Annotated in this window: 15 protein-coding genes; 3 read left to right on the top strand and 12 right to left on the bottom strand. The window is 64.8% G+C overall.

The features are described from left to right. Positions 1-12: 12 nt before the first annotated feature. From K3F49_RS10615 to K3F49_RS10600, 4 genes are all read right to left on the bottom strand, one after another. Complete coding sequence (locus K3F49_RS10615) at positions 13-1,215, bottom strand: beta-ketoacyl-ACP synthase (protein ID WP_234680871.1); 1,203 nt, start codon at positions 1,213-1,215, stop codon at positions 13-15. Continuing rightward, a complete protein-coding gene (locus K3F49_RS10610) occupies positions 1,212-1,682 on the bottom strand; it encodes a 3-hydroxyacyl-ACP dehydratase FabZ family protein (RefSeq protein WP_234680870.1) in 471 nt (156 codons plus the stop codon). The genes K3F49_RS10615 and K3F49_RS10610 overlap by 4 nt, the downstream gene beginning before the upstream one ends. A 10-nt stretch (positions 1,683-1,692) precedes the next feature. Beyond that, on the bottom strand, positions 1,693-1,980 hold the full coding sequence (locus tag K3F49_RS10605; RefSeq protein ID WP_007592476.1) for an acyl carrier protein: 288 nt from the start codon (positions 1,978-1,980) through the stop codon (positions 1,693-1,695). A 257-nt stretch (positions 1,981-2,237) separates the two neighbouring features. Then, positions 2,238-2,585, bottom strand: a complete 348-nt coding sequence (locus K3F49_RS10600) for a hypothetical protein (RefSeq protein WP_234680869.1) — start codon at positions 2,583-2,585, stop codon at positions 2,238-2,240. A gap of 311 nt (positions 2,586-2,896) precedes the next feature. Here K3F49_RS10600 and K3F49_RS10595 point away from each other — a divergent pair, with 311 nt between their 5' ends. After that, positions 2,897-3,523, top strand: a complete 627-nt coding sequence (locus K3F49_RS10595) for a ParB-like protein (RefSeq protein WP_234680868.1) — start codon at positions 2,897-2,899, stop codon at positions 3,521-3,523. A 16-nt stretch (positions 3,524-3,539) separates the two neighbouring features. Here K3F49_RS10595 and K3F49_RS10590 read toward each other — a convergent pair whose 3' ends face one another. After that, entirely contained in the window at positions 3,540-3,695 is a 156-nt protein-coding gene (locus K3F49_RS10590) for a hypothetical protein (RefSeq protein WP_234680867.1), read from the bottom strand. 438 nt (positions 3,696-4,133) lie between these two features. Further along, complete coding sequence (locus K3F49_RS10585; RefSeq protein WP_234680866.1) at positions 4,134-4,337, bottom strand: hypothetical protein; 204 nt, start codon at positions 4,335-4,337, stop codon at positions 4,134-4,136. A 160-nt stretch (positions 4,338-4,497) separates the two neighbouring features. Here K3F49_RS10585 and K3F49_RS10580 point away from each other — a divergent pair, with 160 nt between their 5' ends. Continuing rightward, on the top strand, positions 4,498-5,229 hold the full coding sequence (locus tag K3F49_RS10580) for a Crp/Fnr family transcriptional regulator (RefSeq protein ID WP_234680865.1): 732 nt from the start codon (positions 4,498-4,500) through the stop codon (positions 5,227-5,229). 11 nt (positions 5,230-5,240) lie between these two features. Here the strand turns inward: K3F49_RS10580 and K3F49_RS10575 are convergent, their stop codons facing one another. The 4 genes from K3F49_RS10575 to K3F49_RS10560 all read right to left on the bottom strand — a co-directional run bounded on the left by K3F49_RS10575 (position 5,241) and on the right by K3F49_RS10560 (position 9,012). Continuing rightward, positions 5,241-5,900: a flavin reductase family protein gene (locus K3F49_RS10575; protein ID WP_234681417.1), complete on the bottom strand. Its 660-nt coding sequence runs from the start codon at positions 5,898-5,900 to the stop codon at positions 5,241-5,243. A 109-nt stretch (positions 5,901-6,009) separates the two neighbouring features. Continuing rightward, complete coding sequence (locus K3F49_RS10570; RefSeq protein WP_234680864.1) at positions 6,010-6,489, bottom strand: MgtC/SapB family protein; 480 nt, start codon at positions 6,487-6,489, stop codon at positions 6,010-6,012. After that, positions 6,486-7,064, bottom strand: a complete 579-nt coding sequence (locus K3F49_RS10565; protein WP_234680863.1) for a peroxidase-related enzyme — start codon at positions 7,062-7,064, stop codon at positions 6,486-6,488. Before K3F49_RS10565 ends, K3F49_RS10570 begins: the two co-directional genes overlap by 4 nt. 208 nt (positions 7,065-7,272) lie before the next feature. Continuing rightward, complete coding sequence (locus K3F49_RS10560) at positions 7,273-9,012, bottom strand: ATP-binding protein (protein WP_234680862.1); 1,740 nt, start codon at positions 9,010-9,012, stop codon at positions 7,273-7,275. A 413-nt stretch (positions 9,013-9,425) separates the two neighbouring features. On the opposite strand from K3F49_RS10560, the gene K3F49_RS10555 reads away from it, so the two are divergent. Next, entirely contained in the window at positions 9,426-10,394 is a 969-nt protein-coding gene (locus K3F49_RS10555) for a catechol 2,3-dioxygenase (RefSeq protein ID WP_234680861.1), read from the top strand. Positions 10,395-10,471: 77 nt separating this feature from the next. Here K3F49_RS10555 and K3F49_RS10550 read toward each other — a convergent pair whose 3' ends face one another. Together K3F49_RS10550 and K3F49_RS10545 are read right to left on the bottom strand one after the other, a co-directional pair. Then, entirely contained in the window at positions 10,472-13,984 is a 3,513-nt protein-coding gene (locus K3F49_RS10550; RefSeq protein WP_234680860.1) for a molybdopterin cofactor-binding domain-containing protein, read from the bottom strand. After that, positions 13,984-14,466: a (2Fe-2S)-binding protein gene (locus tag K3F49_RS10545; protein WP_234680859.1), complete on the bottom strand. Its 483-nt coding sequence runs from the start codon at positions 14,464-14,466 to the stop codon at positions 13,984-13,986. Before K3F49_RS10545 ends, K3F49_RS10550 begins: the two co-directional genes overlap by 1 nt. Positions 14,467-14,503: the final 37 nt, after the last annotated feature.

Below are 14,503 nucleotides of genomic sequence, written 5' to 3'. Positions count from 1 at the left end.
TGCTAGAGCTAGCTAAATTGCCTCGACCAGCGCCATGCCTTCGCCGCGCCAGTGTCCGGCTCCCACCACGACGATCTGGGTCGGCGCACCCTGCATTTCAACCTCGGTCCCGGTCGAATCGTTCGGCGGAAACAGCGCGCCGCGCGAGATCGAGAGCGCCGCGAGCGCAATGCCGAGCGGGAATTGCGTCTCCATGGTGTGGCCGAACATCGTGCCGGTCGAACGCACCGGGAAATCGGCGTGCTTCTTCAGGAAGCCGCGTTCCTCCGACGTCGCCGGCTCCGCGCCGGTCGCGCCGGAGATGATCGCGCCCTTGCCGTCGCGCTTCGGAAGCTTGTCCCAAAGCGTCTCCAGCGTCGCTTCCATGTCGCCGGACTGCTTGCGGCGGGCGAGATCGGTCACCACGCTCGACAGCTTCGCGTACGGTTTTGCGCCGCGCGCTTCCGCATGCGCCTTGGATTCCAGCACCAGGAAGGCGCCGGCCGAGCCGAGCGCGAAGCCGGCGTGATCCTTGCGCCCCCAGACGGGAGCAAACTTGTCCTTCAGATTGAAGTCACCGAATTCGTAGAGGACCATGAGGTCCTTGCGCTCGCCATTATGCGAGCCGCCGACCAGCGCGATGTCGCTCTCGCCCGAGGCGATGCGCGACAGCGCGATGCGCGCGGCGTCGGCGCCCGCGACCTCTTCGCCCATGAAGGTGCGCGAGGTGCCGCCGAGACCGTTGACGATGGCGATGTTGCCGGCGAGCAGGTTGGAGAGCTGTGCAAGGAACAGCGTCGGCCGGAGATCGCTCATCAGCCGCTCGTTGAGGAAGCCGGGCGCATTGGCGCCCTTGGCCTCGGCGGTGAGCACGCCGGTGTCGACGTTGAGGTCGCGCTCACCGCCGCCGGCGGCGACCACCATGTCGATCTTCGACAGGATGTCCTTGTTGCCCTTGATGCCGGCGGAGTCGAGCGCGAGGCCTGCGGCGTAGACGCCGATGCGCTGCCAGGCTTCCATCTGGCGCTGGTCGCCCTTCTTCGGGATCTGGCTGTCGAAGGTAACAGGCAGCAGCGGGTGCACGATGAAGGGCGCAAAGCCTTTCTCGTCGACATTGATGCGCTTCTCCTGAAGCGCCGCCCAATTGGCGTCGAGACCCTCGCCGAGCGAGGTGGCAAGACCAATGCCGGTGATCCAGACTTCCGTCTGGCCGGGCTTCGAAGCAGTGTCGGTCATGACGATGCGGCCTGTTGCGGAAAGCCGACGCGCTTGGCGACCGCGTCCATGTATCCGCGCATATCCGAATTGGGGAAGGGGATCAGCGTGAAGGTGAGCGCCGAGTTCGCGCGCAGCTTGCCGCCGACCCTGATCTTGGCCTCGGTCATGGCGTAGCCCGATCCCTCATGGGCGACGCTCGCCTCGAGGCTCATGAGATCGCCGGGGAACACCGAGCCGCGCACCTTGGCTTCCTTCACCGCGGCGAGAATCGGCATGCGCTCAAACTTCAGAACGCCGAGCAGGAGAAAGCCCGAGGCCTGCGCCATCGATTCGATCAGCAGCACGCCGGGCATGAGGGGATAACCCGGGAAGTGCCCCTCGAAGATGGTGCTCTCCTTGGGAACCTGGGCCTCGACGACGATCTTCTTCTCGTCGACGTTGAGGTCGACGATGCGATCGATCATGTGGAAGTATTCGAGTTGCATGACCGCCCGATCAGGCGCTCGCGCCCTTGGCGGCAACCAGCTCGTCGATGCGCGCGCACAGATTCTTCAGCACGAAATACTGCTCGGTGGTCGCCTTGCCGTCGTTGACTTCCTGGGTCCACTTTTCCAGCGGCAGCTTGATGCCGAACTGCTTGTCGATCGCGAACGCGATGTCCAGGAAATCGAGGCTGTCGATGCCGAGGTCATCGATGGCATGGCTATCCGGCGTGATCGTGTCGCGCGGGATGTCGCAGGTTTCAGCGATGATCGTAGCGACCTGATCGAATGTGGAGGACATCACTAAGCCTTTGATATATTGCAGGTATTCATCAGATATCCCAGAGTGGCACGGTGGGTGGGCATCGCGCCCGGAATGACGCCCTCTAACCCCCCTCTGGACGGGTCGGAAGCCCGTATATCGGAGCGCCGCCCTGAGTTCAATGGAGCCGGACGGGGGTGGGGAAAGCCCTGGGGATGCCGGTCCGGAGCGGTTTCGGCCGAGGGGACCTGCCGGCAGGGAGCTTCCGGCGCCGGGGCCTGTTCGACAGGGCCCGCCTAGATGTGCGGCGTCGTGATCTTGACGCAGTCCCGCCGGCCCATCATCACGCAATCCTGGGTCCGGCGGAGGTCGGCGATGCTGACGGCGAGCCAGATCCCGATCGCGGTCAGCGCGATGGTGAAGGCGAGCGCCGCGATGTTGGCGAGCATGCGATGGCGGAAATCGTCCGGCGCCTCGCGCGGCTGTTCGTAGCGGGACAGGTCGAGCGGTTCGGGGGCCGCGTGCGCGTGCAGCGGCTGGACGACACCACTGCCTCGGTGGACCACCGGGGAGGGCGTCGTGCGCGGCCTGAACTGGAGCACCCGGTGCTCTTCGTTCGAGGTTATGGGCCGCTGGGATTTCATGGGGCGGGATTACTCCGAAGCAGCGATTTTTAGATAGCATAGGCGACACGGAGGTTGCAGAAAATCTTCTCAACGCGCACGTACATTGCGCATTCGCATGATCTTTCCTGACCATTTCCTGGGCGATTCCCAGCACGTGCGAATGATCTTTGGCGCGGGTTGTCATTCCGGCGTCAGGGACGCGCGGGTTGCGATGCAGCAACTGCCAGAACAATGACGCTGCCCGTGCTGAAGGCATGTTGCCGCAGCAGGGCCCGTGGCATAATCGGGAACCCGACCACAATCTCCCACCAGACGAGAGGCCGTCGACCATGACCCCCAACGCGCGCGAGCCGAGAGTGCACCCGGTGCCGATCCTGTCGCTTCGTCCGACGCAGATGACGGTCGGCATGCGCGAGGTCAAGGAGAAGCGCAAGCGCTGGCGTGAGCACGACAAGAAGAAGCAGACCGACCTGCTCGGCACCCACATGATCCCCGTCGTGTACGGACCCGACGAGCGCTACTACGTGATCGACCATCACCATCTCGGCCGTGCGCTGCACGACGAGGGCATCAAGCAGGTGCTGGTCACCGTGGTCGGCGATCTCCGCATGGTCGAGCGCGAAGCGTTCTGGGGCGTGATGGACAACAAGCGCTGGGTCTATCCTTACGACAGCAAGGGCGAGCGTCGCCCGTTCCGCGATTTGCCGAAATCGGTCGTCGATCTCAAGGACGATCCGTTCCGCAGTCTCGCCGGCGAGATTCGCCGCATGGGCGGCTTCGCCAAGGACACCACGCCTTTCTCAGAATTTCTGTGGGCCGATTTCCTGCGCCGCAAGCTGACGCGCAAGGCGGTGGACGCCAATTTCGACAAGGCACTGGAGAAGGCGCTGGCCGCGGCCAAGAGCAAGGACGCGATCTATCTGCCCGGCTGGTGCGGCCCGGCGTCGGACGATTGAGGCGCGCCCGCTCGCATCAGTCGCGCTGGAAGATCTTGGCGCCAGGGTAGACGCGCCGCGCATAGGTGACGACCAGCGCGCGATCCTGGGTTGCCAGGAAGGGCGTGCGAATCCGGCACGACCCGATGATGAGGTGCCACAGGCCATTTAGCCTTTGGATGACGATTTTCATCTGACTGTTCCTCGAAAACTCCGCAATTGAGCCAATGCAGTCTGTCACGGCTGTCGTGCGAGTCGTGATCGCGATCGCGGGCGTGAAATTCCCCGAGACCGCTTGCACGCGCGGCAAGACGGAGGCGACTATGATGATTTGGTTACGACCTGCGGCCCGGTCAGCTGAATCCGATCACAGCCGCTTGAGCGACATCATTTTCCGCGCCGACGAAACCGTCCTGAAACAGAGCCACCCACCAATAGGGTATCGAGCTCATACAGGAGGCGACAATGCGCCGTCTGGTTTTCGCAATTGCCCTGCTCGCAGTGGCTTCCGTTGGAATCTCTGCCTCGTTTGCCGCAGTTCACCAGGCCAGGACTTTGACATTTGCGGAGCGCTTTGCCCCGGCGCTTCCGCTGATGGACAAGCAGTAGCGGGTTCGCGTCTCACGCGCGATCATTTCGGAGTTTGCTGGTTCGGCGAGGACAGCAATCGCTCCATGTCGACGGCTGCTTCGCCGTCGCGGACCTTCTGCAGCAGCGCGTGACGCTCGGCGCCGGCCGGCAGGTTCTTGGCCGCGGCGCGCGCGTCCTCGGTGAACTTGTTCAGGCGCTCCTGGAGCGAGAGGGCCGGTCGCGTGCGGTTGCGCTTCTTGGTCATGGTTTGGCCTTTCAGGGCAAATCAGACCATGCGCGGACAATCGGCGTCCTTAACTTTTGTTGGAACCGGGGGAGTGGATCGCGGGTTTTTCCCCGTGATGGCGCGATGGCGCCCTCCAACCCCAAATGGGTTCCGTACTCACGACTGGAGTTGACCCGACGTGCCCAGCGATGTGATCCGCGGGGCGCTCATCAAGCGCCTGCGCGTCTCGTCCGCGATCGCGGACGAGGATATCAGGGAGATCGAGGCCCTTCCAATCTCGGTGCGGCACTACCCCGCCGAAACGGCGGTGGTGCGCGACGGCGAGCGCGCGACCGATTGCTGCCTGATCGCGGACGGCTTCTGCGCGCGGTCCAAGACGATCGCGAACGGCAAGCGGCAGATCCTTTCGCTGCACATTCCCGGCGAAATCCCGGACCTGATGAGTCTGTTCCTGCATGTGATGGACCATGATCTGTCGACGCTGACGGCGGCGACGCTCGGCCTTATCAGCCACGAGACGCTGCAAAAACTGCATCGCCGCAGGCCTGTGGTCGCCGAGATGTTCTGGCGCGACACACTGATCGACTCCGCGATGTTCCGCGAATGGATCGTCAATGTCGGCCAGCGGCCCGCGCCGGCGCGGCTTGCGCATGTCATGATCGAATTGCGTGAGCGGCTGAAGATCATCGGGCGCGTCGACGGGGCCAGCTTCGAGATGCCGCTGACCCAGGAGCAGATCGGCGAAGCGCTGGGCATTACCGCCGTGCACGCCAATCGCGTGATCAGGCAGTTGCGCGAGGAGGGCATCGTCGAGCTGCATCGCGGACGCGTCACCGTGCTCGACGAGCGAAAATTATCGGAACTGGCGGATTTCGACGGTCGCTATCTGCACCAGTCGCCGACGCTTTGATTGGACGTTCCTTACGGCTCCCGCTGCCTCCAGTCGTCGAGCGTCGGCGTCGCCATGTCGAAACGGTCGCGAATGGTCGCGCAGGTGCTGCCGCCCAGCCTGGCGATGGCATCGAGTCGCGCCGGATCGACGTGCAGGCGTTCGGCATCGACGACGTCGGCGTGATAATGCGCGAACAAGATCTCGCCCATGATGATCTGCCGCGACTTGCCGAGCTCCAGCGTGATGTGGCGGCGGCATTCGAACGCGGCCGGCGCCTCCTTGATCCAGGGCGACGCCACGGTCTTGCCCGGCATCGCAGTCAGGCCCGCGGCCTTCAGTTCGTCATGCTGCGGTGAGAACGGCACGGCGCAGACATGCATCGCCTCGGCAATCGCGTGCGAAACGATGTTGACGGTGAAGACCTCGGTCAGGCGAATGTTGAGACCGGTGTCCTTGAAGCGCATGTCCGGGTGGTTCTCGACGCCGAGCGCGAGGATCGGCGGATCGGCCGACAGGCAGTTGAAGAAGCTGAACGGCGCTGCATTGATCCGCCCCTCCGGATCGACCGTGGTCACGAGCGCGATCGGGCGCGGAACGACGGTGCCGATCAGCAGCTTGTATTTGTCGCGCGCCGACAGTTGGCGGAAGTCGAAGGTCACGTCACCGGGGTCGTGAGCACTGCTGTCCATCATGCCTCTCAGGTCCGAACGGCAATCGAACCGGCGACCACCGTGAATTACCGGGAATGATTACCAGCGCTTCAGACCAATATGCGAGCGGAAGATTTGAGCAAGGCCGCTAGGATTGCCGGCGGTCCTCGTGCGGCTCGTCCGTGCCGCCGAGCATTCGATGCACGTGGCGCTCGATACGGCGGCCGACCGTGAGTAGCACGAAGGCGAACGCCAGCGCGACTGCGATGATCTTCCACTGCCCGGCACCGCAGACCACGCCGAGGCAGGCGGCCAGGAAGGTGCAGGCAGCACTGGTCAAGCCGCGGACACGAAACCGTTCGCTCTCATGGACGATGACGCCAGCGCCGAGGAAGCCAATGCCGGTGAGGATGCCCTGGATGACCCGGCTCGTCGCATCGGCGACCTTGTCGGGCTCGGCGAGTTGCAGCGCCAGCAGCACCACGGTTGCGGTGGAGAGGCCGACGATGCCGAGCGTCTTCAGCCCGATCGGCTTGCCGCGCAAATCACGGTCGAGCCCGATCGCACTGCCGGCGAGCGTCGCAACGCCGAGGCGCAGCAGGATTTCGGGCCAGTCGAGCTCCGTCATTTTTTCGGCAGCCGTCCCATCAGGTAGAACTCGTCGTTCGGCCGCATGCCGGTGAAGTTCGCCAGCCGGTTCGACAGCGCGAAGAAGGCCGAGATCGCGGCGATATCCCAGATGTCGTCGTCGCTGAAACCGTGCGGGGCGAGGCTTGCGAAATCCTCTTCGGCGATCCGTTGCGCGTCCGCGGAGATCTTCATCGCGAAATCGAGCATCGCCGTCTCGCGCGGCGTGATATCGGCCTTGCGGTAGTTGATCGCGACCTGGTCGGCAATCAGCGGGTTCTTGGCGCGGATGCGCAGGATCGCGCCATGGGCGATCACGCAATATTGGCACTGGTTGGCCGCCGAGGTCGCCACCACGATCATCTCGCGCTCGGCCTTGGTGAGGCCGCCGTCCTTCTCCATCAGCGCGTCGTGATAGGCGAAGAAGGCGCGGAACTCCTCAGGCCGGTAGGCCAGCGTCAAAAACACGTTCGGCACGAAGCCGCTCTTCTCCTGCACCGCGAGCAGGCGCGTGCGGATGTCGTCAGGGAGCGTGTCGAGGGCAGGTGCGGGAAAGCGTTGCGCGGGCTTTGTCATGGGCATGGATTCCGGCTTAGGGCCGGCAACCATAGTCGATGCGGGCGGTGGGCTCAACTTGCCCGCAGCAAATGCCAATTAGAGAAGCGGCGCTGTCGCCCTTGCTTTTTCATTGCGAGCGCAGCGAAGCAATCCAGAGTCTTTCCGGGGAGGGATTCTGGATTGCTTCGCTGCGCTCGCAATGACGAGGATGGAGAGCGAGAGCCCCTTACCGCAGCGGCTTCTTCAGCAGCGAGAAGCGGTCCGGATCGAGGCCCATCGAGGGCTGCAGCATTGGTGTCTCGGCCGCCGCCAGCGTCCTGGCCGGCGGCGCCTGGAACACCGGGTCGTTCGGAACGTCGCGCTGCGATGTCGCACCGCGCCAGCGCTCGAGCACGGCACCGACGAAGTGCATGTCGTGACCGGAGGTGACCGAGGGAACACTCGATATGGTGGCTTCGCCGCGCGGCAATTGGTGCGGCGGCACCTCCTTGAAGCGCAGCCGTGTCGGCAGTGCGACGCCTTCGCCGAACGCCAGCACCTCGCGGGTGCCGAGCGATGGCACGAAGGAGAGCAAATTTGCAGCCGCATCCGACACCGCGGCGCGCAGCAGCGCTTGGTCGCGGTCGTTGGCGAGGCGCATCGTGAACAGCGTGTTGCACTGGGAGATGATGGTGGCGTCGAGCTCGGCGGGGCGCTGCGTGATCAGGCCGAGATAGACGCCGTATTTGCGGCCTTCCTTGGCGATGCGCGAGACGGCTTTGCGGGTCGGACCGAAGCCGATGTTGCGGTCGGCGGACGCGTAACGATGCGCCTCTTCGCACACGAACAGCATCGGCGAGACGCCGTCGCTCCACAGGCCGAAATCGAAGGCCATGCGGCACAGCACCGAGACGACGGAATCGATGACCTCGGCCGGGAAGCCGGCGAGCTGCATCACCGTCATCGGCTTGCCGTTGGCGGGCAGGCGGAACAGATGGCTGATCACCTCGGCCATGGTATCGCCGCCGACATTGGCGTTGTCGAACATGAAGGCGTAGCGCGGATCGTTGCGGACCGCCTCGATGCGCGAGATCAGCTTGTGATAGATGATGCGCGAGGAACGGTTTTCGAGCTTGCCCATGCGCTCGTCGATCAGCGAGATCAGATCGACCAGACGGTACGGCACCGGCGTATCGACGGTGAAACCGATCTGCTTGGGGTCGACGCGCTTCAGGCCGAGGCGATCGGTGTTCTGGTATTGCGTGTAGATGCCCTTGGCGATCGGGATGACTTCGGCGAGGACGTCGAGCTCCTCGGGTACGCCGGCGCGGCCGCCGAACAGCACGTCGACGATTTCCTCGAAATTGAACAGCCAGAACGGCAGCTTCAGGTTTCGCGGGTTGAGCACCAGCGAGCGGTCGCCAAAGCAGCGGCCATATTCGTTGTGCACGTCGAGCAGGAAGATGCGCAGGTTGGGCCGCGCTTTCAGGATCTCGTTGAGCAGCAGCGACACGCCGGTCGATTTGCCGACGCCGGTCGACCCCAGCACCGCGAAGTGCTTGGAGAGCATTTCCTCGATATCGACATAGGCGACGACCGAACGGTCCTGCTGGAGGAAGCCGACATTGATCTGGTCCGAGCCGGTCGGCGCGTAGATGGTGCGCAGCTCCTGGCTGGTGATCAGGTCGACGGAATCTCCAATCGTCGGATAGTTGGTGACGCCGCGCTGAAACTTGGCCTTGTCAGCGGCGTTGTGGATTTCGCCGAGCAGATCGACCGAGGCGATCGCGATCAGATCGTCGGTGCGCGAGAGGTTCTCGCAGGACACCTCGGTGATCATGGCGACGATGACCGAGCTGGCGCAGCGGATGCTGACGAAGCGACCGACGGTGGCCCGAACTTCCGAGACCGGCATCTGGCTTGCCGCCAGAAGTCCGACCCGGGCGAGCGATCCGCGTACCGAAATCACGCGTCCAAAGGATGTCACGATGGATGAACCTGAAAGTCCGAGGAGTTTGACCCTGACTATGCGAGGCGGGGCTGGACAAACGGTTAAGCGGCAGGCGCGGCGGCTTTGTTAAATCTGCGACAATTCGGTTGGTAGCTTTGTTCCAAATGCATACTTGTCGGCGGAATTGGCCGGAAAATGCCGCGTTATTGGGCTTTCGAGCTTAAAATGAATTAAGGAAGATTTTACCATTCGGGCAGTCCGTTCACCGTTCGAGGGACGGCGCGGATCGCGGGCCGGCACGCGTTGATTTGTTGACGGGACCTAATCATTTGTACATTAGTACAAATGAGCCCGTGGCCGAGTGCCGTCCGGGCGCACCCACAAGATTGCGCCCTGCGCCCGATCGCGCGATTCCGTGAACCGGATCGCCACGCCTTTGGAGGAAGCCCATGCAGCCCGAACCGATCCTCGATCTCGCCCATCTCGGCCACATGGAGCTGCTGACGCCGAAGCCCGACGAGAGCCTGAAATTCTTCGTCGACGTCATGGGCATGACCGTCAGCGGGCAGAAGGGCGAGTCTGTTTATCTGCGCGGCTGGGATGATTACGAGCGCTACTCGCTCAAGCTCACCGCGTCGAAGACATCAGGCATGGAGCACATGGCGCTGCGCGCGCGCAGCCAGCAGGCGCTGGAGCGCCGCGTCACCGCGCTGAAGGGCTCGGGCTTCGACATCGGCTGGATCGACGGCGACATGGGGCAGGGGCCGACCTTCCGCTGCAGGGATCCCGATGGCCACATCGTCGAGCTCTATTACGAGACCGAATGGTATCAAGCGCCGCCGGAGCTCAAGCCTGCACTCAAGAACCAGGCACAGCGTTTTCCCGCGCGCGGCGTCAATGTCCGCCGTCTCGACCATCTCAACTGTCTCGCCGTCGACATCAAGGCCAACCGCGAGTTCTTCGAGAATTACCTCGGCTGTCGCCTCACCGAGCAGATCGTGCTCAATGACGGTCGGGAAGCCGCGATGTGGCTGACCATGTCGAACAAGAGCTACGACTTCGCCTATTCGCTCGACCACTCCGGCACGCCCGGCCGCTTCCACCACGTCACCTACGCGCTCGACAGCCGCGAGGAGATTCTTCGCGCTGCAGATATCTTCCTGGAGAACGGGGTGCACATCGAGACCGGTCCGCACAAGCATGCGATCCAGCAGACCTTCTTCCTCTATGTCTACGAGCCCGGCGGCAACCGCGTCGAGGTCGCCAACGCCGGCGCCCGCCTCATCCTCGCGCCCGATTGGAAGCCGATCGTGTGGACTGAGGAGGAGCGCAAGAAGGGCCAGGCCTGGGGCTTGAAGACGATCGAGTCCTTCCACACGCACGGCACGCCGCCGGTTGAGATGAAGAAGCACGCGTGATCAGCGCCGCTCTCCGTTCCCTCCCCCCTTGTGGGTCCCACAAGGGGGGAGGGAACGCACCTTTGTCGCGGCGCGCTTCAGTGCACAGACGCCCGCACCCGCGCGATCGTCTCGCGCACTCCGGTCCAGGCCGGCTTCTCCGGCGCAAACTGCCCGCGCAGGAAGGTGACGAGTGCTTCGACCTGCGCGTCGCTCATGCTGTTCCTGAAGGCGGGCATGTAGCCGAGATCGCTGGAGACCGGCTCGGCGATGCCGTGCAGGATGACCTGCACGAGATTGTCCGACGTCGCACTGTGCAGATTGCTGTTGAGCGCGAGCGAGGGACGGCTGCCGAACAGCGGCAGACCACCGATTTCGTGACAGACGGCGCAGGCGCCCTGATAGAGCCGCGCGCCGGTGGACGAGGCGAGCGTGACCTGTGTCGCGCTCTCCAGCCTCGCTGCCAGTGCAGGCGCGTCGGCCGTGGTGTTGTTGAACGAGCCGAGATAGACCGCCATCGCGCGGATGTCGGGGTCGGGCAGGGCTTTCAGATCCTTGACGATCGGTGCCATCGGGCCGGCGGCGACGCCGTGGTAGCGCGAATGGCCGGTGCGCAAATAGGCGAACAGCTCATCCTCGCTCCACGGGATCGGTGCGTGTGAGAGCGACGTCAGCGGCGGCGCTTCCCACCCCTCGGCAAAGCCGCCGGCGAGATAGGCCTGACGCTGCTCGGCGCCGAGCGCATTGCGCGGCGAATGGCAGGCGCTGCAATGGCCAAGGCTCTCGACGAGGTAGGCGCCGCGATTCCACTGCTTGGATCTCGCGGGATCGGGCTTGAACTCCCTCGTCTGGTGAAACAGCGCGTTCCAGCCCGCAAGCAGCGGGCGAACGTTGAACGGGAAGGCCAGCTTGTTCGCCGGTGGCGTCGCGCGCACCGCGGGCCGGGCCATCAGATAGGCGTAGAGCGCCTGCATGTCGGCATCGTCAGTCTTCGAAAAGTGCGTGTAGGGGAAGGCGGGGTAGAGCTGCCGTCCGTCGCGATGCAACCCGTCGCGCATCGCGCGCTCGAAGGCGGGATAGGACCAGGCGCCGATTCCGGTCTCGATATCGGGCGTGATGTTGGTCGAATAGATCGTGCCGAACGGCGTCTCCAACGCACGACCGCCGGCGTTGTTCGCTCCGCCGATATTGGTGTGGCACTCCGCGCAATTGCCGAGGGCCGCAAGCTGCTCCCCCCGCGCGATCGTCGCGGCGGAATAGACGGAGGCATCGGGCCGCGCGATCGGCGCGATGGCGCGCCCGGGCAGAAGCGCCGCGCCAATGCCGATCGCGGCGGTGCAGGCGGCCGCAATCGTCGCAAATAGGCCGGCGCGCCTGGCAAAGGGATTTTCCCAGATGCGAGACGGCGGCGGCGCGGCGGGCGCGGGCAGGGCCTGCGGCGTGGGTGCTGTGTCGCCGTGCAATCCCCTCAGGATGCGCTCCGGCGTGAACGGCGGCTCGCGAAAGCGCACGCCGGTGGCATCGAAAATCGCATTCGCAATCGCCGCTGCGCTCGGCACCGACGCGGACTCGCCGACCCCGAGTGGCGGCTGGTCCGGCCGCGGCAGCATCAAGACGTCGATCTTGGGTACGTCGGGGAACGCGATGATCGGATAGGCGCCCCATTCCCGCGCCGCCACCGCGCCGCGCTCGAACGAGACCTCCTCCATCAGCGCGCGGCTGGTGGATTGGATGACGTTGCCGTGGATCTGGTGGCGCACGCCGTCCGGGTTGATCATCAGGCCGGAATCCTGCCCGGCGACGACGCGGGTGACGCTGACGTCGCCGGTGGCCTTGTTCACCGCGACGTCGGCGACCCAGGCTGACCATGCGGCGCCATAACCGGGAAACTTGCTGTGGACATAGAGCGCGTAGGCAAAGCCGCGTCCGTGCACGACCTCGCCAGCTTTCTCTTCGCGGACCCGCCGCGGCGTCCAGCCTGCGCGCTCGGCGACCGCATTGACGAGGTCGGCCGCGCGCTGGTCTTTCAGGTAGCGCAGGCGATATTCGATGGGATCGATTCCGGCCTCGGTCGCGGCCTCGTCGATGTAGGATTCATGCGCAAAGGTGTTCGGCAGCGCCGAGACGCCGCGAAACCAGGACGCGCGCACGATCGGCGCCATGTCATGCGCGACGACGCGCATGTTGTCGTAATCATAGGGCGGGATCGCGGTGCGGTCGCCCATCTGGAGCACGGCAGGTTCGGGCGAGATACGGCCGGTCAGCAGCAGCGCCAGCGTCGGCGCGGCATTCGACGGATAGCGCGTGGCGAGATCGTAACCGGCGATGCCGCCATCGGCATTGAGGCCGCCATTGACGTCGATGAGCTGCGCGGTGCCCTTCGGCTCCCAGGCGTGCTCCTGCTCGCGCGTCAGCTGCACGCGAACGGGCCGGCCGACCGCGCGCGACAGCAGTAGCGCATCCGCAGTGACGTCATCGGCGCAGTTGCGGCCGTAGCAGCCGGCGGCCTCGAGCCGGATCACCTCGACCTCGCTCTCGGGACGCTCGATCAGCAGCGCGAGATCGCTGCGCAGGACGTGCGGGTTCTGCGTGCCGGACCAGACGCGGACATTGCCCTCCCTAAAATCGGCGACCGCGCAGGACGGGCCGATCGAGGCGTGCATCTGGTACGGCCAGACGTAAGTGCGCTGCATCGGCTTGGCCGCGCCTGAGATCGCCGCATCGACGTCGCCCTTGTCGATCAGCGTGCGCGGTGTCGACGGATGGGCGCGCAGCGCGGTCTCGACATCGGCGAGATTGGCGAGCTCAGGCGTCGGCTTCCAGCTCACGGCGAGCTGCTCCGCCGCGCGAACTGCATTCTCCTCGCGCTCGGCGACCACGCCGACGAAATCGCCGATGCTGACGACGGCCACGAGGCCGGGAATGTCGCGCACCGAGGACTCGTCGACCGCGATCAGGCTGGTGCCGACGAAGGGGCCGGCATCGACGCCGGAGTAGGGCGGACGCACCACGCGGCCGTGCAGCATGCCTGATAGCCGGATGTCGTGCACGAAGGTGAGCTCGCCCGTGGCCTTGGCCGGAAGATCGACGCGCGGCATAGACTGGCCGACGATGGCGTAGTCGCCGACGGCCTTGACCTGAACATCATCGGCAAGCTCGAGGCGAATGGTCTCGCCGCCGATCAATTCGCCATAGCTGACGCTGCGATTGTGCCCTCGGACAAGCCCGTCTTCGATCATCAGCCCTTCGGCCGGCATCTCCAGCCGCTCTGCCGCGCGCGCGATCAAAAAGTGGCGCGCCTGGGCTGCGGCCTTGCGCAGGGGGACAGCGGTGATCTGGATGGTCTCGCTCGCTATCGTCGCGCCCTGGTTCGGCACGATGGCGGTGTCGCCGAGCACCACGACGACGCGGGCAAAGGAGACGTCGAGCTCTTCGGCGACGATCTGGCCGAGCGCGGTGCGGATGCCGGTACCGAGATCGACATGGCCGTTATAGGCCGCGACCGATCCATCCGCGGTGATGCGGACGAAGGTTTCGGACGTAAGTTCGTCCACGGTGCGGACGACGACGAGCGAGCCGCGCTCTGCTCCGTTCGGATGCGGAGAGGCCATCAATCACGGACCCCGGCGAGCTGGCCCGATGCGCGCATCACGGCGCGCAGGATTTCGACATGCGTGCCGCAGCGGCAGAGATTGTAGCGCAACGCCGCGAGCGCTTCCTGCTCGGTTGGTTGCGGGTTGATCGCAAGCAGCGCCCTGGTGGTCATGATCATGCCGTTGAGGCAGTAGCCGCATTGCGCGGCCTGCTCGTCAATGAAGGCCTGCTGCACCACATCAGGCCTGTCGCTTGTGCCGAGGCCTTCGAGCGTCGCGATGTCGCGTCCGGCGCAGCCGCTGATTGGAATCACGCAAGAGCGTGCGGCGGTGCCGTCGATCAGGACAGTGCAGGTGCCGCATTCACCCAAGCCGCAACCGTATTTCGGGCCGTTGAGTCCGAGATCATTGCGCAGCACATAAAGCAGCGGCGTCTGGCGCTCTGCCGTGACGTCGTGGATCCTGCCGTTCACGGTCAGGCGGATCGGTGCCTGCGTCATCCTCGTTCCCAAACCCTGCGATCGCAAAATTCCAGAT

This window comes from Bradyrhizobium monzae (assembly GCF_021458635.1).
In the GTDB taxonomy this organism is placed as follows: Bacteria; Pseudomonadota; Alphaproteobacteria; order Rhizobiales; family Xanthobacteraceae; genus Bradyrhizobium.
The sequence above is the reverse complement of the archived record's forward strand: the minus strand, read 5'-3'. Positions and strand labels throughout refer to the sequence as shown.

Bases quoted from the DNA above. Each gene is read 5' to 3' on its own strand.
- K3F49_RS10615 (WP_234680871.1), bottom strand. From the start codon at position 1,215: ATGACCGACACTGCTTCGAAGCCCGGCCAGACGGAAGTCTGGATCACC.
- K3F49_RS10610 (WP_234680870.1), bottom strand. From the start codon at position 1,682: ATGCAACTCGAATACTTCCACATGATCGATCGCATCGTCGACCTCAAC.
- K3F49_RS10605 (WP_007592476.1), bottom strand. From the start codon at position 1,980: ATGTCCTCCACATTCGATCAGGTCGCTACGATCATCGCTGAAACCTGC.
- K3F49_RS10600 (WP_234680869.1), bottom strand. From the start codon at position 2,585: ATGAAATCCCAGCGGCCCATAACCTCGAACGAAGAGCACCGGGTGCTC.
- K3F49_RS10595 (WP_234680868.1), top strand. From the start codon at position 2,897: ATGACCCCCAACGCGCGCGAGCCGAGAGTGCACCCGGTGCCGATCCTG.
- K3F49_RS10590 (WP_234680867.1), bottom strand. From the start codon at position 3,695: ATGAAAATCGTCATCCAAAGGCTAAATGGCCTGTGGCACCTCATCATC.
- K3F49_RS10585 (WP_234680866.1), bottom strand. From the start codon at position 4,337: ATGACCAAGAAGCGCAACCGCACGCGACCGGCCCTCTCGCTCCAGGAG.
- K3F49_RS10575 (WP_234681417.1), bottom strand. From the start codon at position 5,900: ATGGACAGCAGTGCTCACGACCCCGGTGACGTGACCTTCGACTTCCGC.
- K3F49_RS10570 (WP_234680864.1), bottom strand. From the start codon at position 6,489: ATGACGGAGCTCGACTGGCCCGAAATCCTGCTGCGCCTCGGCGTTGCG.
- K3F49_RS10565 (WP_234680863.1), bottom strand. From the start codon at position 7,064: ATGACAAAGCCCGCGCAACGCTTTCCCGCACCTGCCCTCGACACGCTC.
- K3F49_RS10555 (WP_234680861.1), top strand. From the start codon at position 9,426: ATGCAGCCCGAACCGATCCTCGATCTCGCCCATCTCGGCCACATGGAG.
- K3F49_RS10550 (WP_234680860.1), bottom strand. From the start codon at position 13,984: ATGGCCTCTCCGCATCCGAACGGAGCAGAGCGCGGCTCGCTCGTCGTC.
- K3F49_RS10545 (WP_234680859.1), bottom strand. From the start codon at position 14,466: ATGACGCAGGCACCGATCCGCCTGACCGTGAACGGCAGGATCCACGAC.